15 protein-coding genes, 1 tRNA gene, 2 rRNA genes and 7 pseudogenes (1 of these 25 only partly in view) are annotated in these 18,858 nt (G+C 54.7%); 19 read left to right on the plus strand and 6 right to left on the minus strand.

Going from position 1 to position 18,858, the window contains the following annotated elements; genetic code table 11:
• The 4 genes and pseudogenes from IGS75_RS08530 to IGS75_RS08545 form a co-directional block, all read left to right on the plus strand.
• Nucleotides 1–1,471, plus strand: a 23S ribosomal RNA gene (locus IGS75_RS08530) (it extends 1,265 nt beyond the left edge of the window).
• Between the two features lie 84 nt (nt 1,472–1,555).
• Nucleotides 1,556–1,670, plus strand: a 5S ribosomal RNA gene (rrf, locus tag IGS75_RS08535).
• A 53-nt stretch (nt 1,671–1,723) separates the two neighbouring features.
• Nucleotides 1,724–1,800: transfer RNA gene (locus IGS75_RS08540), tRNA-Met, on the plus strand.
• 212 nt (nt 1,801–2,012) lie between these two features.
• Nucleotides 2,013–2,197, plus strand: a pseudogene (locus tag IGS75_RS08545) (transposase); the annotation flags it as partial.
• A gap of 434 nt (nt 2,198–2,631) precedes the next feature.
• Here IGS75_RS08545 and IGS75_RS15490 read toward each other — a convergent pair.
• Nucleotides 2,632–2,841 (minus strand): annotated as a pseudogene (locus tag IGS75_RS15490) (TetR/AcrR family transcriptional regulator); the annotation flags it as partial.
• Between the two features lie 74 nt (nt 2,842–2,915).
• Here IGS75_RS15490 and IGS75_RS08560 point away from each other — a divergent pair.
• Nucleotides 2,916–3,707 (plus strand): inositol monophosphatase family protein, encoded by a 792-nt coding sequence (locus IGS75_RS08560; protein WP_202256583.1) that lies wholly within the window; start codon nt 2,916–2,918, stop codon nt 3,705–3,707.
• Between the two features lie 86 nt (nt 3,708–3,793).
• Here the strand turns inward: IGS75_RS08560 and IGS75_RS08565 are convergent, their stop codons facing one another.
• Nucleotides 3,794–4,081, minus strand: a complete 288-nt coding sequence (locus IGS75_RS08565) for a hypothetical protein (protein WP_202256584.1) — start codon at nt 4,079–4,081, stop codon at nt 3,794–3,796.
• A gap of 106 nt (nt 4,082–4,187) precedes the next feature.
• Here IGS75_RS08565 and IGS75_RS08570 point away from each other — a divergent pair.
• Nucleotides 4,188–5,329 (plus strand): IS3 family transposase gene (locus IGS75_RS08570; RefSeq protein WP_202256546.1). Its coding sequence is split into 2 segments (ribosomal slippage): nt 4,188–4,428 and nt 4,428–5,329, totalling 1,143 coding nucleotides; the frame shifts between segments, so codons are not numbered across the junction.
• Between the two features lie 4 nt (nt 5,330–5,333).
• Here IGS75_RS08570 and IGS75_RS08575 read toward each other — a convergent pair.
• A complete protein-coding gene (locus IGS75_RS08575) occupies nt 5,334–5,924 on the minus strand; it encodes a LysR family transcriptional regulator (protein ID WP_237468734.1) in 591 nt (196 codons plus the stop codon).
• Nucleotides 5,925–6,020: 96 nt separating this feature from the next.
• Between IGS75_RS08575 and IGS75_RS08580 the strand changes: the two genes are divergently transcribed.
• The 8 genes and pseudogenes from IGS75_RS08580 to IGS75_RS15840 all read left to right on the plus strand — a co-directional run bounded on the left by IGS75_RS08580 (nt 6,021) and on the right by IGS75_RS15840 (nt 10,716).
• Nucleotides 6,021–6,908, plus strand: coding sequence for an alpha/beta fold hydrolase (locus tag IGS75_RS08580; RefSeq protein ID WP_202256585.1), 888 nt, complete (start codon nt 6,021–6,023; stop codon nt 6,906–6,908).
• A gap of 87 nt (nt 6,909–6,995) precedes the next feature.
• Nucleotides 6,996–7,375: pseudogene (locus IGS75_RS08585) on the plus strand (transposase); the annotation flags it as partial.
• Between the two features lie 8 nt (nt 7,376–7,383).
• A pseudogene (locus IGS75_RS15760) lies at nt 7,384–7,506 on the plus strand (PadR family transcriptional regulator); the annotation flags it as partial.
• Nucleotides 7,483–7,883 (plus strand): annotated as a pseudogene (locus IGS75_RS15765) (O-methyltransferase); the annotation flags it as partial. The pseudogenes IGS75_RS15760 and IGS75_RS15765, both read left to right, overlap by 24 nt.
• Before the next feature lie 181 nt (nt 7,884–8,064).
• Nucleotides 8,065–9,494 (plus strand): annotated as a pseudogene (locus tag IGS75_RS08595) (MDR family MFS transporter).
• Nucleotides 9,495–9,718: 224 nt separating this feature from the next.
• Nucleotides 9,719–9,934, plus strand: coding sequence for a hypothetical protein (locus IGS75_RS08600; RefSeq protein ID WP_202256586.1), 216 nt, complete (start codon nt 9,719–9,721; stop codon nt 9,932–9,934).
• A gap of 213 nt (nt 9,935–10,147) precedes the next feature.
• Nucleotides 10,148–10,345, plus strand: a complete 198-nt coding sequence (locus tag IGS75_RS15835; RefSeq protein WP_202256587.1) for a GlcG/HbpS family heme-binding protein — start codon at nt 10,148–10,150, stop codon at nt 10,343–10,345.
• Between the two features lie 176 nt (nt 10,346–10,521).
• Entirely contained in the window at nt 10,522–10,716 is a 195-nt protein-coding gene (locus tag IGS75_RS15840) for an SDR family oxidoreductase (RefSeq protein WP_202256588.1), read from the plus strand.
• Between the two features lie 88 nt (nt 10,717–10,804).
• Here the strand turns inward: IGS75_RS15840 and IGS75_RS15700 are convergent, their stop codons facing one another.
• Nucleotides 10,805–11,698 carry a LysR family transcriptional regulator gene (locus IGS75_RS15700; protein ID WP_202256589.1) on the minus strand — a complete coding sequence of 298 codons (894 nt, stop codon included), beginning with the start codon at nt 11,696–11,698 and terminating at the stop codon, nt 10,805–10,807.
• A gap of 93 nt (nt 11,699–11,791) precedes the next feature.
• On the opposite strand from IGS75_RS15700, the gene IGS75_RS08620 reads away from it, so the two are divergent.
• The 5 genes from IGS75_RS08620 to IGS75_RS08640 all read left to right on the plus strand — a co-directional run bounded on the left by IGS75_RS08620 (nt 11,792) and on the right by IGS75_RS08640 (nt 16,955).
• A complete protein-coding gene (locus IGS75_RS08620; protein WP_202256590.1) occupies nt 11,792–13,300 on the plus strand; it encodes a UbiD family decarboxylase in 1,509 nt (502 codons plus the stop codon).
• 100 nt (nt 13,301–13,400) lie between these two features.
• Nucleotides 13,401–13,991 (plus strand): UbiX family flavin prenyltransferase, encoded by a 591-nt coding sequence (locus tag IGS75_RS08625; protein ID WP_141354168.1) that lies wholly within the window; start codon nt 13,401–13,403, stop codon nt 13,989–13,991.
• A 192-nt stretch (nt 13,992–14,183) separates the two neighbouring features.
• Entirely contained in the window at nt 14,184–14,618 is a 435-nt protein-coding gene (locus tag IGS75_RS08630) for a DUF554 family protein (protein ID WP_202256591.1), read from the plus strand.
• The gene (locus IGS75_RS08635; RefSeq protein ID WP_141354170.1) at nt 14,615–15,046 is read left to right on the plus strand and encodes a pyridoxamine 5'-phosphate oxidase family protein; all 432 of its coding nucleotides are present in this window, start codon (nt 14,615–14,617) and stop codon (nt 15,044–15,046) included. Before IGS75_RS08630 ends, IGS75_RS08635 begins: the two co-directional genes overlap by 4 nt.
• A 115-nt stretch (nt 15,047–15,161) precedes the next feature.
• Nucleotides 15,162–16,955 carry a tannase/feruloyl esterase family alpha/beta hydrolase gene (locus tag IGS75_RS08640; RefSeq protein ID WP_202256592.1) on the plus strand — a complete coding sequence of 598 codons (1,794 nt, stop codon included), beginning with the start codon at nt 15,162–15,164 and terminating at the stop codon, nt 16,953–16,955.
• A gap of 9 nt (nt 16,956–16,964) precedes the next feature.
• Here the strand turns inward: IGS75_RS08640 and IGS75_RS08645 are convergent.
• Nucleotides 16,965–17,458, minus strand: a pseudogene (locus tag IGS75_RS08645) (transposase).
• A 472-nt stretch (nt 17,459–17,930) separates the two neighbouring features.
• A complete protein-coding gene (locus IGS75_RS08650) occupies nt 17,931–18,839 on the minus strand; it encodes a ketopantoate reductase family protein (RefSeq protein WP_202256593.1) in 909 nt (302 codons plus the stop codon).
• Nucleotides 18,840–18,858 lie beyond the last annotated feature (19 nt).

Consider the following 18,858-nt stretch of genomic DNA (forward strand, 5'->3'; position numbering starts at 1 on the left):
AGAAACACTGTCGCCGAAAGTCCAAGGGTTCCTGCGCAAGGTTAATCCACGCAGGGTGAGCCGGCCCCTAAGGCGAGGGCGAGAGCCGTAGTCGATGGGAACCAGTTGAATATTACTGGGCCTGCCAGAAGTGACGAATGAGAGATGTTGTCTGTCCTTAACGGATTGAACAGGCTTTTCAATCATTCCAGGAAATAGCTCTGGCGTATAGACCGTACCCGAAACCGACACAGGTGGACTGGTAGAGAATACCAAGGCGCTTGAGAGAACGATGCTGAAGGAACTAGGCAAATTGCTCGTGTAACTTCGGGATAAACGAGACCCGCTCGTGGGCAACCATGGACGGGTGGCACAGACCAGGGGGTAGCGACTGTTTAGTAAAAACACAGGGCTCTGCGAAATCGTGAGATGACGTATAGGGCCTGACGCCTGCCCGGTGCCGGAAGGTTAAGAGGAGGTGTGCAAGCACTGAATTGAAGCCCCGGTAAACGGCGGCCGTAACTATAACGGTCCTAAGGTAGCGAAATTCCTTGTCGGGTAAGTTCCGACCTGCACGAATGGCGTAACGACTTCCCCACTGTCTCCAGCATCGACTCAGCGAAATTGAATTCCCCGTGAAGATGCGGGGTACCCGCGGTCAGACGGAAAGACCCTATGAACCTTTACTGCAGCTTTGCAGTGGCATCAGAGACATTCTGTGTAGGATAGGTCGGAGGCTTTGAAGCCGGGGCGCCAGCACCGGTGGAGCCATCCTTGAAATACGACCCTGAATTTTTCTGATGTCTAACCGAGACCAGTAAGCCTGGTCCGGGACCCTGCATGGTGGGCAGTTTGACTGGGGCGGTCGCCTCCCAAAGTGTAACGGAGGCGCGCGATGGTGGGCTCAGGCCGGTCGGAAACCGGCTGTCGAGTGCAATGGCATAAGCCCGCCTGACTGTGAGAGTGACAGCTCGATCAGAGACGAAAGTCGGCCATAGTGATCCGGTGGTCCCACGTGGACGGGCCATCGCTCAACGGATAAAAGGTACTCTAGGGATAACAGGCTGATCTCCCCCAAGAGTCCACATCGACGGGGAGGTTTGGCACCTCGATGTCGGCTCATCACATCCTGGGGCTGGAGCAGGTCCCAAGGGTTCGGCTGTTCGCCGATTAAAGTGGTACGTGAGCTGGGTTTAGAACGTCGTGAGACAGTTCGGTCCCTATCTGCCGTGGGTGTAAGAGACTTGAGAGGATTTGTCCCTAGTACGAGAGGACCGGGATGAACATACCTCTGGTGCACCGGTTGTCACGCCAGTGGCACAGCCGGGTAGCTAAGTATGGACGGGATAACCGCTGAAAGCATCTAAGCGGGAAACCCACCTCAAAACTAGGTCTCATAGAGCCGTGAGAGACCATCACGTTGATAGGCCGGGTGTGAAAGTGCAGTAATGCATGCAGCTAACCGGTCCTAATCGCTCATACTTCTCACAACAAACACATGCACAGAAATCAGCCACACTTCCTTCACAACGCACCAATCTCCACCCTCTCTTAAAAGACAGGGTGGGCTGGAAGACCTGGTGGCCATTGCGAGGGCCCTACACCCGATCCCATCCCGAACTCGGCCGTGAAATCCCTCAGCGCCTATGATACTGCACCTTAAGGTGCGGAAAAGTCGGTCGCCGCCAGGTCCCCCAGCCTACCCATACACACCACAAAACCTCCCAACATCATCATACACCACCGCGGGGTGGAGCAGCCCGGTAGCTCGTCAGGCTCATAACCTGAAGGCCGCAGGTTCAAATCCTGCCCCCGCAACCAATTCCAGCATAAAACATTGCAAATCGACTGCTGACGCAGATGTCCCCGTGTCATATGAGTCGCTTACTTACGTCCGGACCTTCGAAAGAGGGGCGGGCAATCGCGCGTGCACTCCACGCCATAGACCACGGGGCCGCCTCCCAGACCTGAAGTCTTTCTCGTTTTCCGAAACTTCATGGTTTAGGAGCAAAACCTATTGATTTAATTGCGGAAAATCAGTCAAAGACGACAAGCGGAAATACAAAAGACGAAACCGCATCGAAATCGTGTTCGGCAGGCTCAAGGACTAGCGGTAGGTCGCAACACGCTATGACAGGTGTTTGATGCCTTCTTCTCCGCTAACTGCCTCGCCGCAACCGTCATCTTCTGTCTATCATTGGTAGACGAGCAAAGGTAGGCCGAGTTTGGGGCATTCTTGCCGTTGGCGAATATGCCTGCGCGCCCCAAATAGCCAAAGACCGCAAGCCGGACACGACGGCCAAGCTCCTCCAAGCCTACCTCCCCTATACGTCCTGCCATATCGGTCATGCCGCGTGTGAGACCAATGACGTCCACGGTCAACGTCGCGGCATCCGAATGGCATTTTCCGGCCCGATTCAGAACGTTAAGGACACAAGCATAAATCTGGTCGGAGCCAGACATCGACCGCTTCGTCTGCGGGAGCCTAGCTTCCTCCACGTCCAACACACGTGCAAGGACGGGGCGCCGCAATTGATGTCGGACAGCGGCCAATACCATTGCGTCCAGTGCCTCCTCCCATCTCTCGATAATTGAGGCCTGCATGATTTCAGCCTCGAGGAGGTTGGCCTCCCGAGCGATCAACGCAAGAGTGATTGCGTCCTTGTTAGGAAAATATTGATAGAGAGAGCCAATGCTGACGCCGGCCTTCTGGGCAATAGCATTCGTCGTGTAGCCTTCGAAGCCTTCCACCTCAAAAATGCGAGCCGCCGCCTCGATGATCGCCTCTACGGTGTGCGTTGCACGCATTTGCCTAGCGGTTTTGCGGGGTTCAAGCGCATCAGGCGAAGGGCGTCTGGCCATTAGGATATGCGAGTTTGATACATGAGCAAAAGCTTATATTTTTTGGTTATCACGTCAAGCCATTGGAGACCAGAATGAGCACAATTGACACCAAACTCTGCGAAGACCTACTACGTGAAATCACAAAAGAAATTGCGGCGGCCGGACCAAAATTTGCATCTTTCCTGCCCCTGAGGCAGCAAATCGCTCACGTCCGCAAGGCCAGCAAAGAAGCCGAAGCCCGGCTCCGTTCCCATTTAGAGATGCATTACCCCGACATCGGCTGGACCGGTGAGGATGATCGTCCTCACCAGACGGACTATTGGCTCTACGATCCGATCGACGGGGCATATCATTACTTGCAAGGTCTGCCGCTCTGGTCGGCTTCGCTGGCGCTGGTCCGTAACGGTGAAGCCGTATTCTCGATCGTCTATGACCCAATCCTGGACGAGATGTTCATCGCTCAGCGCAAGGGAGGTGCAAGTTGCAATGGTGTTGCCCTTAATGCATCTGCCAAAACGGAACTGAAAGCGGCGGTTGTTGGAAGCGCCATTGCTCCGCTGGCGCAAGTTAGCCAGGAACAGCAGGATGGGGCCCTGTCCTTGATCCGCAGTATCGCGCATTCAGTCTTTGTGGTGCGTCCGATGGCTGCGGCCTCTCTTCAACTCGCTTATGTGGCCGCCGGGCGGCTCGACGCCTATGCCGAAGTCGGGAAGGATGCCGCTGATTGGTTTGCGGGTGCTCTCCTTATCCACGAGGCTGGCGGATTGGTGACCGATCTGAGGGGTGGTGAATTCGGGTGGACTGGTGAAGGAATCTTAGCTGGCGGCGACGTTATTCAACCCGCTTTGTGGGCGGCGATTACGACACCCCAAATACAGGCCTGATATCACGCCAAGTCCAACTGGAAATTGCATGAGTCGAGGTCTAGGCTCAGAATAATCACTAAAACATCAAGCTGCATTTGATGTTTTTACGTCTCATGACGGCTAGTCATCGCATAGTGCGCCAGCTTTTTCATCAGATAATCGAACATCAATCGAATTCGACGGTCGCTGCGCATGTCGGGATGAATCGCAACCCAAACATCCATAGAGAAAATTAGCTCGGTATGAAGAACGGGAATGAGATTTCTATCTCGTTTTGCAATCCCTAATTGGCTTGCGCCAATACCGAACCCCGTACGTAATGCAGCCAGTTGTGCGAGATCGCTATCCGAGCGGAAGGCAAACATTTCGCGGGTAAGCGGTACTCCCATCATTTCTATCATCCGAGAGTGGGCTGGATTCCGGTCATATCCAATTAATGTGAGTAGCCCCTAGATTTCTGGACGCCTTGGTTCCTAAAAATGAGGACAGGAGGCGTTGATGGGGAAGCCCAATTTCAGTGATGAGTTCAAGCGTGATGCGGTGGCGCAGATTACCGAGCGGGGATATCCGGTAGCGGAAGTTTCGCAGCGGCTCGGGGTCAGCACACATTCGCTGTATGCGTGGAAGCGGCAATTCGCGAAGGTGGTATCGGGCGATGCCGGCAAGGATGCCGAGATCCGGCAGTTGAAGCGCGAACTGGCCCGGGTCACCGAGGAGCGCGACATCTTAAAAAAAGCCACCGCGTATTTCGCCAGGGATGCAAAGTGAGATACGCCTTCATTGCTGAGCATCGTGATCGTTTTGGAGTTCGGGCGATGTGCCGCTGTCTGGCCGTGCAGCCCAGTGGCTACTATGCCTGGCGGAAGGAGCCGTTGAGCCGACGTGCTTGCGAGGATGCCCGACAGACCACGTTGATCCGTCAGGCCTGGAACGACAGTGGCAGGGTTTATGGCTACCGTAAGCTGCACGATGATCTGCTCGATCAGGGCGAGACCTGCTGTCCGAACCGCGTGGCACGCCTGACAAAACTGGCGGGCATCAAAGCGCAGATTGGCTACAGGCGGCGGCCAGGTAGCCATAGTGGCAGGCCCTCTCTGGTCATCGACAACGCGCTGGCCCGGCAGTTTGATGTCGAGGCACCCGACAGGGTGTGGGTCACAGACATCACCTACATCCGCACCATGGAAGGGTTTTCCTACCTTGCAGTCGTAATCGACCTCTATTCGCGTCGTGTGGTGGGCTGGTCGATGCAGAGCCGCCAGACCTCGGATGTGGTACTGCAGGCGCTCCATATGGCCATATGGCGACGAAAGCCCAAAAGCCGGGTGCTGATCCACTCCGATCAGGGCAGTCAGTTCACCAGTATGGACTGGACTGCCTTCATACGGGCTCACAATCTGGAACACTCGATGAGCCGCCGCGGCAATTGCCACGACAATGCTGTAGCGGAAAGTTTTTTCTCATCGCTCAAGCGCGAGCGCATCCGGCGTCGAACTTACAAAACGCGCCAGGAAGCACGACAGGACGTGTTTGACTACATCGAAATGTTCTATAACCCGGTGCGCAAGCAGGTCAGGAACGGGATGCTGTCACCCGTGCAGTTCGAACAACAGCAGACTTTGAATGCTCAAGGCGTCTAGAAAACTAGGGGCTACTCACTGCATGTTGACGCAGATCGTAGAGACACTGAGGCATCGGACGCTTTTTAAGGTAATGCTGGTGAGCGTAAAGTCCGGCGTCAATATTTCCAATTCGCTTGGCTACCAGAGCAGCTTGACTAGGTCGGACCATTCGGACGGCAATATCCGCATCTCCGCGCAACAAGTCCTCATTACGGTTCGAGAGGACGAGCTCTACCGAGATTTGGGGATAGAGTGAATAAAATCCGGTAAGGAGCGAAGGAAGAACTTCGCCGCCAATCACTTCGCTCGCAGTGATACGTACGGTTCCTCGCGCCTCATCGGCCTTACCAGACGTCGAGCGCCATGCCGTCTCCGCGGCTGCAGCCATTGCCTCGGCTGACGGGATTAAGCGCAAGCCCGCTTCTGTCGGTGACAGACCATCAATCGAGCGCGTAAAAAGCTTGACTCCGAGTGATGCTTCAAGCGCTGCGACTTGACGGCCCATCGTAGGCTGCGTCGTGGCGAGCATGCGGGCGGCACCTGACAGGCTGCCTTCGCGCACGACTGCAAGAAACGCCCGAAATAAGTGCCAGTCTGGAATGTGAGTATCCATGCATTATCGTATGATAAATGTGCGTTATTAAGCAATTAATGTTTAGCTGCCCACAGCTTAGGGTGTGAACAAATCATCCATGTCTGGAAAAATCTCATGCCAATCAAATCCATATCCAGCGTCTCGGTGACCAGTCATGGCCGTAGCCATCACACAAAAGCAGGTGCATCATTCACCTCGGAGACGCGTTTTCTGACAGTCGATGATGGTCACATCGCTTACGACGACACAGGCGGAGATGCCCCACTAATCCTTGCGATCCCTGGAATGGGTGATTTGCGATCCGAATATCGACTGTTGCGACCAATCCTGCAGAATGCGGGTTATCGAGTAGTGACCATGGATGTTCGCGGCTTTGGTGAGACATCAGCGCAATGGCCCGACTATTCGGCGCATGCTGTTGGGCGCGATGCGCTGACGTTGATTGAGCATTTACAGGCTGGCTCCGCAGTTATCTTAGGCAACTCGTTCGCCGCCGGAGCCGCGCTATGGGCTGCACACGACGCGCCGATGCACGTAAGTGGAGTAGTTCTGCTTGGCCCTATTGTGCGAGACCTGCATGTGTCATGGTTTGCAATGCTTGCCTTGCGGCTTGGCTTCGCGGGGCCTTGGCGAATCTGGTTCTGGGCCACTTATTGGAACAGCCTGTTTCCGACCCGCAAGCCGGTGGATCAGGGGCGAGTTAAAGCTGCCATCACGAAAAACCTACGCGAACCGGGACGGATAGCAGCACTCCGAACAATGATCGGTCTATCGAAGGCAGATACTGCCGCTCTGATACCTCGCAGCCGGGTTCCCGCCCTTGTGGTGATGGGCAGCCGTGATCCAGATTTTCCAGATGCCGAAGCCGAGGCACAATGGCTCGCCACTCAACTTCATGCTGATAGTCTGATGATCGACGGGGCAGGGCACTATCCACATACCGAAATGCCGGAACAAGTTGCGCCTGAACTGCTGTCGTTCATTGCGCGAGTACATGGTTAACTCAAGGCGGAGGGTTCAAAAAAAGCCCTGCTTTTGAACTCTTCTGTATGCTTCCATTCGTTCGGTTCTGATTGAGGGAATGGCACTATGAAGCAGGCCGGTTTCTTTGATGTGGACGAGCGGCTTGCTCGATTGAGTGGGCTTTGCTCTATTTAGGTGGGAGTAAAGGCGGACGACTACCATTTGATCCGGTGCTGATGTTCAAAATTCTGGTGATCCAGGCGCTGAACAATCTGTCCGACAAACGGACGAAGTATCTGATTAACGATCGCCTCTCCTTTATGCGCTTTCTTGGTCTGAGGCTGTCGGACCGTGTTTGGGATGCCAAAACAATCTGCCTGTTTCGCGAGCGTCTGACACAGGCGGGAGCCATTGCAAGACTGTTTGAGCGGTTTGGCGCGACCCTGCGCAACGCGGGCTATTTGCCGATGTCTGGCCATATCCTGGATGCAACGCTGGTCGCCGCTCGATGTCCGTGCCGGTCATGCGGGGCATGGAAAATCTCAAGACCGCCCTTCGCCTACTCAACAGCGGCCTGGATGCTGAAGCCGAAGCGAAGATCGCCATGGTGCTCGACGAAGCGGCGCGCGCCATCGGGCCGGACACGGGGCATCTGCTGAATATTCTGGCTCGCAGCCTTTCAGCCCCGATCATCCTCGAACTGGGAACATCCTTTGGCTATTCCGGAATCTGCCTGTCCGACTGGATCGATTGTTGGGTCGGTGATGCCGTGTCCATGATCGGGGATCTCACGCAGAAGGTCGATTTCGTCTTCGTCGATCTGTAGAAGAAGCTTTACTTTCCCTGTTTCGAAACGTTCTATCTGCGTCTCAATTTGGGTTTGATCGTCGTGGCGGACAGCATGATTCGGTCGGGAACGAAGGACGTGAAGCGCTAAGGTCGCGCGGCGCGTGCGCTGTCCGGCATCTTGCTGTCGGTGGAACAGGGAGCGAAGTCAGTCGCTTCGAGCCCTGAGGCGAGATAGCGTTAGACCTTTATGCGACGATTACAGAAAACATCTAGGGCCGTATACGGTCATAGGTGTCTATCATAACAGGATCTTTTCGTGCAGCCATCTTCCATGGCAGAGACGGCCTCTGCCTATAGCTCTTCGACACGTCTGCTTGTTTTTGTTGGTCTTATTCTGACTATGGTCATGGGGGCTCTAGACCAGAGCATCGTCTCTACTGCGCTTCCCGCCATCGTCAGTGACTTCGGTGGCCTGGCCCATATGTCTTGGGTGGTGACGGCGTTCATGCTCACTTCCACCATTGCAACACCGATATATGGCAAGTTGTCTGACATGTTCGGCCGTCGTCCGTTGCTGGCGTTCAGCATCGGATCCTTTCTGTGTGCCTCGCTCTTGTGTGGGCTGGCCCAGAACATATGGCAGCTGATCCTGTTTCGTGGGCTTCAGGGCGTGGGGGCCTGATGACGCTGTCGCAGACGGTAATTGGCGACATGGTACCGCCTCAGCAACGAGGGCGCTACCAGGGGTTATTCACTGGGGCGTTTGCGGTTAGCAGCGTGACCGGGCCATTCCTCGGCGCCGTGCTGACCAGCGCGTTGTCGTGGCGTTGGGTGTTTTTGGTCAATCTGCCAATCGGCCTGCTCGCTTTCGGGCTGATCATGCTAAGTCTGCCCGTCGGCCAGAGAGAGACAAGACCGCAGATCGACTATCCTGGGGCTGCTCTGCTGAGCGTAGCGACGGCCGGATTCCTGCTCCTGTTCAACGCGCTTGGCACGTCCCTGCCGCGGACCTCGCCGCTGACATTTCTCCTGCTGGGGTTAACCATGACGCTGTTTGTGTTGTTCATTCGGCAGGAACGGCGCGCACTGGAGCCGCTCATCAATCTGGATCTGCTGCGTATCCCGACTTTTTCCGTCTGCGTTACCGCGACCGGAATCATGTCTTTTGCGATGATGGGATCGATGATCTTTCTGCCTCTCTATTATCAGCTCGTCCTTGGGGAGACGCCTGCAGCGTCCGGTCTGATGATGCTGCCGCAGGTCGGCACGATGATGATCAGTTCGGTGCTGGGCGGATATGTGTCATCCAAAACGCAACGCTATGCCCTGCTGCTGGCCATCGGAGTCGGTATCGAATTTACAGCACTCACCCTGATCGCAGTTTGCGCCCATCATGGTATGCCAGCTTTGTTCTTCCTGCTCAGCTTGGGCTGTCTGGGTTTCGGCATGGGAATCGGTATGCCTAATGCGACGGTGATGATGCAGAATGCCGTGCCGCCCGGATCATTGGGCATCGCCACTGCTATGATGTCCTTTATCCGTTCGCTGGGCGGATCGCTTGGCGTGGCGCTCTCGGGCGGCGTAATGGCGCTCACACTGCAGACCAGGCTTCAGGCGCTACCGGAGAAGATCGACGTGCCGGCATTCCTGGAGAAAGGTATGGCCGCGATCCGCACACTTTCTCCCGCTACGCACTCAGAGGTGACCCGGGCTTACAAGGGCGCGATCAGCGCCAGCATGAGTGTAAGCAGCAGCTTCATGTTCCTGGCGTTGCTGTTGATCGTCGGGTTGATGTTGAGCCAGGTTCCCACGCGAAATAAAATGGAGAGCGAATAGGGAAGCTGCTGATATAATTCTCCCAATGGACGATCTGTCGTTTGTCAAAAAAATGCAGATCGCCGGGCGAGGAAAACTGCGGGTGACAGCGATCAGGAAGATGCAGTCCATTATTCTCTGCATGCAGGACACAGCATCCGGTATCGTCATGTCTCTATAGGCACAATATGAGCGAATATGGTCTCGAAGACGGAGCATGCTCGCCTGCAGAATGGAGCCGGTGCATGGACGGAGAGGAAAATATCCGCGAACAGGATAATAATTTTACCGTGTCGAAAATCAAGGGTGTTGTCAGTGTCGATCTTGCCCTGTCTGAATTTCTGGATCTCTATTTTTCTGAAAACGAGCGCCAGTTTTCTGGCTACGACGCCCGCCTGAAATGTCCATGGAAAGCACCACTACTGGCTCGGGCAATCAGAGATCTGCTGCGTAAGGGGTAGTTGGGGCGCTTCAAAAAGTGGAGCTGCTATCAGTCCCGAAAGAGGTGGCGCGGTTCTCCTCTTCAGCGCAACTGGCTGCGCATTATGGCGGCGGCGGTTGAAAGGCAGCCAAGCGTCTAATACGCACGCATTACGAAGGAACGGCTTCAGGCGGGAAGCAATGGTCAATATAATGAGCCGCAATCTGATCAGAACAGTGATGACACCTTCTCAGTGCGCCGCCCAGAAACTCTGCATTCTGACTTCGATCTGGCGCAAGAGCGGCAGGTGAATCTCTCCATTATTCTTATAGATCGCAGTGGGGTGCTTTTGGCGTTCGACCGGATGGATGAGGCGCCCGTTGTCACAGTTGACGTGGCGATCGGAAAGGCCCGCACTGCGGTGTGCCTTCCAAGGTGTTCGAGGACATGATCAGCACAGGTCAGCCTTCCATGGCGAGCGTGCCTCGAATTTTGCCTCTGCAGCCCGTCGCGCAAAGCATGGAGCGTATAGAATATCTCCCCCCTTATTTCCAAAAACAGGAGATCTGTCATGAATTTCAAAAGTAAAAAATTATCGTCATTGTCGGGAATGACGCCATTCGTCTCATGGTGGAGGGACTGGCAGTTGAGCTGGCTCCCCGCGCTCGTGTGAATGCAGTGGCACCCACGTGGACCGAAACGCCTCTGTGGAAAAATATGCCCGCTGCCGACGTACAGGCGACCAAAGAGCGTTTTTCAAACACTATTCCATTCAAAAGAACTGCTGAAATAGAGGAGGTGGAACAGGTTTATATTTTCTGATGCAATGTGGGTTCATTACTGGTCAGACCCTTACTGTCGACGGCGCTCTGAGTCTACAAATCTATTTTTCAGATAACATGAGATATTTTTAGGAGAGTTCAATGAATTTTTTTAATGCTGGCGAGACCTGTTCTCTGTTCCACAACAGAAACAGGGTTGATTCTGCATCGTGCTCACTCAGGGGGAGCGCACTCAGGCCTGCTGGTAGAAGCGCAGTTACACTCTCGGCAACGATTGAGAGACCGAAGCCCGCGTGAACCATTCCGAAAATGGCGCCGATATTGGTGACCTTCCATGTCGGCTCCAGGGAAAGCCCATTTTTATGTGCTATCGTTTGGACAATATGTGCGATCCCGACTTCGTCCGTATCCTGAAATCCGATCAGCGGAATGGGATGGATTTCCTGTATGGAAAGACCAGTTCGGGATGCAAGAACATGGTTTTCTGGAAGTAAAATAAACAGTTTTTCTGTAACGTATCGTTGTGTGATGCAGGTGGAGGGAACCGTTTCAATATCCCGCACCAGTGCGACATCAATGTCCTGTTTTGCCACAGCGGTGACGAGGTCCGAAATTGATTTTTCAGCCAAGGTGATCTGAACTTCGGGGAAACGCAGGCCCATCCTTTGAAGGTGATCGGGGAACATCCGTCCTGCCAGAGCCGACCCGACATGCCCAAGAACAAGATGGCCCCTCTCCCCTCGGGCCACACTTTGTACCTCATCGATCAGGTTGTGATGATCCTTCAATAGCCGTTCCGCCGCTGTCCGACAGGCGCGGCCCGCGCTGGTTAGGTCAATGCCCCGTTTTCGACGATGGAATAGCTTGACGCCAAGCGCATCTTCCAGAGCCTTGATCTGCTGGCTGAGCGCAGGCTGTGCGATGTCGAGTTTCTCCGCCGCTCGGGCGACGTGCAGGGTTTCACATACAGTGAGAAAGACGGCCAGCCTGCGTAGGGAAGCAGATGTCAGATTTTTATCCATAAATTTTGACTTATCAATTATGCCTCATAATGAATATGGATCCTATGATAGGGGCCGCATAGTCTTCCTTTCACGACAGAAAGGATTAATGTCATGGATAGGACAGATCACACCGCCCCCCTGCCGGTGATCGATCTCCGCTCCGCTTTGGCACGGCTGGAGCAGTTGCCGGACGAATTGATTTCAACGGCCCATGAGGTCGACCCTCGCTCTGAACTGGCGGGTGTCTATAAACGTGTCGGAGCTGGGGGCACCGTCATGCGTCCGACCAGGACCGGCCCAGCAATGATGTTCGAGAACGTGAAAGGTTATCCTGGATCACGTGTGCTGGTTGGGCTGATGGCGAAACGTGAGCGCGTGGCCCTGCTGCTTGATACTAAACCAGGGGAACTTGGACAACGGATGGGCGAGGCGGTGCTTAACGGGATTGCGCCGGTCGTAATCAAGGACCAGGCGGCTCCCTGTCAGGAACAGATCTTTCGGGCCGATGATCCCAAGTTTGATCTGCGTACTCTTCTGCCTGCTCCAACCAATACGGAAGAGGATGCTGGGCCCTATTTCTGTCTTGGCCTGCTGCTCGGCAGCGATCCCGATAACGGTCATACGGACGTGACCATTCATCGCCTGTGTGTGCAGGGACGCGATGAACTTTCGGTGTTTTTTGCACCCGGACGTCATATTGATGCCTTCCGCGCCAAGGCGGAAGAGCGGGGTGAAACATTGCCCATTACCATCAATATGGGGCTGGATCCTGCGATCCCTATCGGTGCGTGTTTCGAGGCTCCCACTACGCCACTGGGCTTTGATGAACTGACCGTAGCTGGTGGGCTACGGGGCAGGCCGGTTGAACTCGTGGATGCCGTGACGGTCAAAGAACGTTCCATCGCCAGGGCCGAAATCGTGATCGAAGGTGAAATCCTGCCGGGACGTCGGATACGAGAGGACGTCAACACCGATACCGGTCATGCGATGCCTGAATTTCCGGGTTATAATGGCCCCGCCAATCCATCCTTGCCGGTGATCAAGGTCAAGGCCGTGACCATGCGGAAGAATGCTATTTTGCAGACATTGGTCGGACCAGGCGAAGAGCACGTGAATCTGGCAGGGATCCCAACGGAAGCCAGCATTTTCAATGCCTGCGACAAGGCGCTGCCGGGCTTTGTGAAGAATATCTACGCACATAGCGCAGGTGGAGGAAAACTGCTGGCGATCCTCCAGGTCTGCCAGCGCAGCGCAGGCGATGCAGGCAAGGCGCGTCAGGCCGCGCTGATTGCTTTAGCAGTATATCGCGAACTTAAGAATGTTATCATCGTTGATGACGATATTGATCTGTTTGACAGTAACGACGTGCTCTGGGCGATGCAGACACGATATCAGGGAAATGTGGATACCGTGTTCGTGCCAGGGGTAACGGGGCATGTGCTCGATCCCTCGCAGGTGCCGGATTATGATCCATCCATCACTGCGAAAGGTGTGTCCTGCAAGACGATCTTTGACTGCACCTATCCGTGGAAGCTGAAGGAACATTTTGTGCGAGCGCAGTTCCGGGATGTCGATCCGCATCCGTTCGCACCGTCGATTTTTCCTCAAGTCGGCATGTAACGCTTCATGAAACCTGCCCACTGGACTGTCGCGCCAGATAGGCCAGTGGATTCCATGCGCAGAATACCATCGTGGCTCACTATCTGAAAGGGAGCGTTTCATGGCCCGCAAACGGATTGTTGTCGGCATTACCGGGGCATCTGGCTTCCAGTACGGAGTTGAAGTTTTGCGTCTGCTGCGGGAGGCTGATATCGAGACGCATCTTGTTATGTCCCGTGGCGCACAATTGACGCGTGAGCATGAAACCAGTCTATCGGCTGAGGACGTGTGTGCCCTTGCAAGCCAGATCCATTCGCCCAGCGCACTGGGCGCATCTATTTCCAGCGGATCCTTTCGTACCGACGGTATGATTATCGCCCCGTGTTCCATGCATACGCTTGGTGCAATTGCATCGGGTGTTACGGACAATCTTGTCACGCGCGCGGCCGATGTCGTGCTCAAGGAGCGACGGCGTCTGGTACTGATGACACGTGAGGCGCCGCTTCATCTGGGTCATCTGCGTAACATGCAGGCGGTGACCGAATACGGCGGCATCATTTTTCCCCCGGTTCCAGCTATTTACGCCGCGCCGCGCACAAGTGCCGACATCATCCGCCACAGTGCTGCGCGCGGCCTGTCGCTGCTGGACGTGGATGTGGCTGAGATGCCTCGCTGGGGCGAAACACTGTCTGCCGTCTCAGCGGAAAAATAGGGATACAGTAATGTTAATCGGCTCATACACTGACGCAGGCGTGGTGCTGACCAGAGGCATCCATGGCCATGCCATTGCCGTAATGGTCATATCCCTGCTGCTTGGGGTTATCATAGGCGAAAGCTGTGCCTTGGAGAGTCATCTGGGGCGGTGTCCACGTGGGGGAATCGGTTGCTGGGACGCTTTGTGCCGATGCCTGCAGATCTGACGCCAGAGGTGTTTCTTGAGCGCTTCGTGGCACTTACCGTTCTCTTCTGCGCCAGCGGTACTGGAATATTCGGTGCCATTCATGAGGGAATGACAGGAGACCCGTCCATCTTGCTCGCAAAGTCTGTTCTGGACTTTCTGACTGCCGCTATTTTTGCAACAACGCTGGGCTTCGCAGTCGCGGCTATATGCATCCCTCAACTGGTGGTTCTGCTGGTTCTTGCGACAGGCGCCACTTATCTTGTTCCTCTGACGACCGCGCTGATGAATGACAATTTTGCAGCTGTAGGGGGCGTGCTGATGCTGGCAACCGGATTCCGGATCTGTGGCATTGTCAAATTTTCGGTTGGCAACATGCTGCCCGCATTGGTGCTGGCCATGCCCATGACCGCCATTTGGCTAAGGTTTGTTGGATCATGACCGCATTCACCCCCAGAATTGATGCCCTGCTGGAAGAATATCATGTCATGTCTCTGGCGGTCTGCGCCGGGCACCAGCACTGGGCGGCCCCTGTATTCTATGTTTTTGATCCGTTACGTATGCGTCTGTTGTTTGTAACAGATCCCTCGACCCGTCACGGTCTATTGCTGGAGCAGACAGGGCGGGCAATAGCAACTGTCAGTGGTCAGGACCGATCCATTCCTTTCTTGCGTGGACTGCAGATGGAAGGGGATGCATGGAGGCTGGGTACTGCGGACAGGAAATTGTCAGAACACCTCTATACGGATCGGTTTTCTATTCCACTCCATCTTCAGCCTGTCTATTGGGCGTTTACGCCGCTTTACATTAAGGCGATCGATAATAGGAACGGCTTTGGTTATAAGGAAGAATGGGGCCATTCGCAGTAAAAAATCATTCGTTGCCCTGTATGGTCGCCTTTATACTGCTACATATATTTGATGTGGCATGACATTGCTTGATTTTTTTCTGTCGAATTAAATCTAAAAGGATATTTTTCTTGATATGAAAAGAATACTTCTGACCCTGACCGTTCTCCTTGAGATCATGGGCGTAGGGACCGGATTGCTGTCTGTCCCTGTCACTTCGGCACAGGCAGCGGATCACGCTTCTCTATCGGTGATCGCACCCGTCATATCGTGCGAGGCGCTGGGGAATGTCGATCTCGCACCTGTCGTCGGCGCTGCCGTTCACGGCCAGAAGGCTGCTGTGCTCCAGACGCCGAAGGGCACCTTCTGCAAGGTTACAGGACAGATTGCGCCTGCGATTTCCTTCGAGGTCGATCTGCCCATGGAGCACTGGACACAGCGCTTCCTGTTTGGGGGCTGTGGCGGCCTGTGCGGCATGACGCGTGTGGGCGTCAGTAATGCTGGCGCTTGCGCTCCTGCCCTGAACGGGGAATTCGTTATGGCAGGCGACGACATGGGCCATACCGGCCCGATGATGGGGCTGTCGCAGGGCGAGTTTGGTAAAGACCCACAGAAGCGTATCGACTTCGCCTATCGCGCGAACCATGTCACCGCGCTGGCGGCCAAGGCCCTGACAGCGGCCTTTTACGGACAAGCCCCGAAATATTCCTATTTTGTCGGTTGTTCTGATGGCGGGCGCGAGGCCCTGATGGAAGCGCAACGCTTCCCCGATGATTTTAATGGTATTTCCGCTGGCGCTCCAGCGGCTCTATTTACCGTGCAGAACTCTTTCTATCATGCGTGGAACGTGCGCGGGAACCAGCGTGCCGATGGCACCAATATTCTGCTGCAGAGCCGCGTCGGTATTCTGCATGATGCCGTCATCCGCCACTGCGATACGTTTTCGGGTGTAAAGGATGGGATTCTCGAAGAACCCCGCACCTGCCATTTTGATCCCGCATGGGTGCAGTGCCCCGCAGGGCATGGGGATACGTCGCACTGCCTGACGGCGGAGGAAACGCAGGCGGCTCTTCGACTTTACAAGGGTGCGACGGATGAAGCAGGGAATTCCTACGTCATCGGCGGCCCTCTTCCGGGATCGGAACTGCAATGGGCATTGCCGGCGACGGCGCACGGCGAGTCCATGAGTTACGGTATTGCGGCTTCGGCGATTGCCTATGTCATTCCGGCGCAGAGGGATGAAAAGGCGGCTGACCTGTCCCGTTTTCTATTTGATGATGAATCCTTCGCTCGCATGAGCGCGCTGGCCTCGCTGTATAATGCCGCAAACACGAACCTGCGTCCGTTCCGCAAACATGGTGGGCGCCTGATCCTGTGGCATGGGCTGGCGGACCAGTCGATTTCTCCGCTGAACACCATCGCGTATTATCAGGGCGTGCAGGGGGAAATGGGTGTGGAGCAGACCGACAGCTTCCTGAAATTCTACCTGCTGCCCGGCGTCGGACATTGCGGCAATGGCGAGGGTTTTCCGCAGGTTGATTTCCTCTCCCCGCTGATGGCCTGGACGGAAACCGGCACTGCGCCCGGGTCTATCCGGACCGAAAGGACGACGCAGGGCAAGGACGCGATGGGGCCACCGTCCGGTGGGCATATCAAGCCGCCGGCAGGCGGGCAGATTCACGTGGCCATGCCCAGTCAGCCTTATGCGCGACCAAACGCCACGGCGATAGCCAGCCGTCCGGTTTATTCCTATCCGTATATTGCTCAGTATGCCGGGACAGGAGACGTTAATGATGCGCAGAATTACCGGCCTGTGAAATCACTCGTATCCCTGCCGATGATCTTTAAAAGTCACGCTATGTCGCTGATTGGACCGGATAACCAGAAGAATTACGAAGTCAGGAATGGAAAGCTGGAAGTCATGCATTAGGCTCAGGACTCATAGCCAGAAGATGACGGTTGCGGCGAGGCAGTTGGCGGAGAAGAAGGCATTCAGGCATCTGTCATAGCGTGTTGCGACACGTCGTCCGTTCTGATCGGTGACCGCATGCAGCTTCGTGTTCATGCCACCTTTTGTCCGTCCTATTAGGCGGCTTGGATCATCCTTTCGAACCGCAGACTCGAAGCCGTGCGGTACGCCTTGAGATAGGTCTCATCACTCATGATGGTCTGGGGCTCTGCCTTTCCGGTAGCCAGACCGTCTATCATTCGGGCGAAAATCCCCATGGCATCCCAGCGCTTCCTGCGGTTGTAAGCGTCTTATGGGGACCGTATTCCCAAAGCGCACCACGCCAGCGCAAGCCATTGCGATTTAAGAAAATGATATTGCTCAGTACGCGGCAATCATCAACGCGAGGTTTGCCGTGACTTCTTGGGAAAGAACGGCAGCAGACACTCCATTTGTTCATCCGACGGCCAAAACAGATCGCTCATCTTCGGGCCATGGTGGTGGCGGTAGCACGGATCAGGCGCAGCGACAGCGGTAGATGGAAGGATCGAAGAACCGCTGATTGATTTCGCCTGATTTTGTTTTTTGATGAGTTGATTGATGATGGTTAGAGGTGGCTACAGGTCAGAGCTAAGGGGTTCTTCGAACCCTCCATGTGGGGTAACAGCGGGTTGCAGGATCAGGCGGCAGCTCAACCGTGGGATCAAGACCAAAGATGTGAAGAGTGCTGCTTCCAAGCCGTGTCCGCTTTTGGAAAGTCATGCATCTCGGGCAAACAGTCAGAATGAAGGCGTAAGCGGACCTGCTGTTGTCGCCTTCCTTCTGGATGTGTAAGCCGCTGACAGGCAATTCCCAAAACAAGTTGTTCGCAAGCTCCCAAACAGATTTGGCCAGAATTTAGAGAGAAAGCGTCGTCTCTGGATTGTTGATGGTCTTTGCTTAAAAGAAATGGTCGCGTCAATTGCGAAGCAATTCCGCTTCAGATCCTGCCAGAAGAGAGAGAACGAGCTTGTTCAATGGCGTTGGGATGTTGTGGCGCGCGCCGGCTCTCACCACAGCTCCTGTCAGAGCCTGATATTCCGAAGGAACCATTGCCTGTTTGTCCTGAAGCATGGAGCTCCGACTCTCTGGGGGAATGGTTGATATCCACGTCAGGGTATCTTCGACATCCTGTACTGTAATATCCGCCCCCTCTGCTCGGGCGACAGGAAGAGCTTCGAGCATCAGGGCTCTTGCACTGTCCGCAATGTCCGAGCGGTGCATGATGCCTGTTGGCTGGCCGGTTAAGGCAGTTAACGGGTTGACGGAAATGTTTGCCAGAAGCTTCAGCCATAAGCGTGTCTGGATATCCTCTGTTAGTAGGACACGAAGGCCGCCAGTGGAGAATGCGCTGGCTAGCAGGTGTGCTTGCTCCTGTTGAGGTAAGCATACGTCCTGATGACCGATTCTGCGCAGATTGACGCTACCTGGATTGTCCCGCTGTGCATTGAAGTAAATAATTGCCGGAATAATTGGTGAATCAGAAAAATAGTTTTGAAAAATCTGCCGCTGATCAATGCCGTTTTGTGCCACCAATACGGTTGTATTTTTGCCGTCAAAAGCTGAAAGCCAATGCGATACCGTATCAATCTGCTGGGATTTGACCGCAATAATCAGGAGGTTGGGCGGCTTAAAGTTTTGATGGATGTTGAATTTCATGACAGAATATTGTGAGAAAATTCCGTTTTCTTGCATGGAAATTTTGTCCAAAGGCGTCCGTGCGCCGAGGATCGATACATCCCAGTTGGCTTTTGCCAGGGAGGCAGCAAGCACCAGACCAACGGATCCCGCTCCAATCAGGGTGGCTGAATATCGTGATGAGGTCATGTGCGCTCTCGATAAGATT

The sequence above is a fragment of the Gluconobacter sphaericus genome, from assembly GCF_016757795.1.
GTDB classification, from domain to species: domain Bacteria; phylum Pseudomonadota; class Alphaproteobacteria; order Acetobacterales; family Acetobacteraceae; genus Gluconobacter; species Gluconobacter sphaericus.

Bases quoted from the DNA above. Each gene is read 5' to 3' on its own strand.
- IGS75_RS08560 (WP_202256583.1), top strand. From the start codon at position 2,916: ATGAGCACAATTGACACCAAACTCTGCGAAGACCTACTACGTGAAATC.
- IGS75_RS08565 (WP_202256584.1), bottom strand. From the start codon at position 4,081: ATGATGGGAGTACCGCTTACCCGCGAAATGTTTGCCTTCCGCTCGGAT.
- IGS75_RS08575 (WP_237468734.1), bottom strand. From the start codon at position 5,924: ATGGATACTCACATTCCAGACTGGCACTTATTTCGGGCGTTTCTTGCA.
- IGS75_RS08580 (WP_202256585.1), top strand. From the start codon at position 6,021: ATGCCAATCAAATCCATATCCAGCGTCTCGGTGACCAGTCATGGCCGT.
- IGS75_RS08600 (WP_202256586.1), top strand. From the start codon at position 9,719: ATGGACGGAGAGGAAAATATCCGCGAACAGGATAATAATTTTACCGTG.
- IGS75_RS15840 (WP_202256588.1), top strand. From the start codon at position 10,522: ATGGTGGAGGGACTGGCAGTTGAGCTGGCTCCCCGCGCTCGTGTGAAT.
- IGS75_RS15700 (WP_202256589.1), bottom strand. From the start codon at position 11,698: ATGGATAAAAATCTGACATCTGCTTCCCTACGCAGGCTGGCCGTCTTT.
- IGS75_RS08620 (WP_202256590.1), top strand. From the start codon at position 11,792: ATGGATAGGACAGATCACACCGCCCCCCTGCCGGTGATCGATCTCCGC.
- IGS75_RS08625 (WP_141354168.1), top strand. From the start codon at position 13,401: ATGGCCCGCAAACGGATTGTTGTCGGCATTACCGGGGCATCTGGCTTC.
- IGS75_RS08630 (WP_202256591.1), top strand. From the start codon at position 14,184: ATGCCTGCAGATCTGACGCCAGAGGTGTTTCTTGAGCGCTTCGTGGCA.
- IGS75_RS08635 (WP_141354170.1), top strand. From the start codon at position 14,615: ATGACCGCATTCACCCCCAGAATTGATGCCCTGCTGGAAGAATATCAT.
- IGS75_RS08640 (WP_202256592.1), top strand. From the start codon at position 15,162: ATGAAAAGAATACTTCTGACCCTGACCGTTCTCCTTGAGATCATGGGC.
- IGS75_RS08650 (WP_202256593.1), bottom strand. From the start codon at position 18,839: ATGACCTCATCACGATATTCAGCCACCCTGATTGGAGCGGGATCCGTT.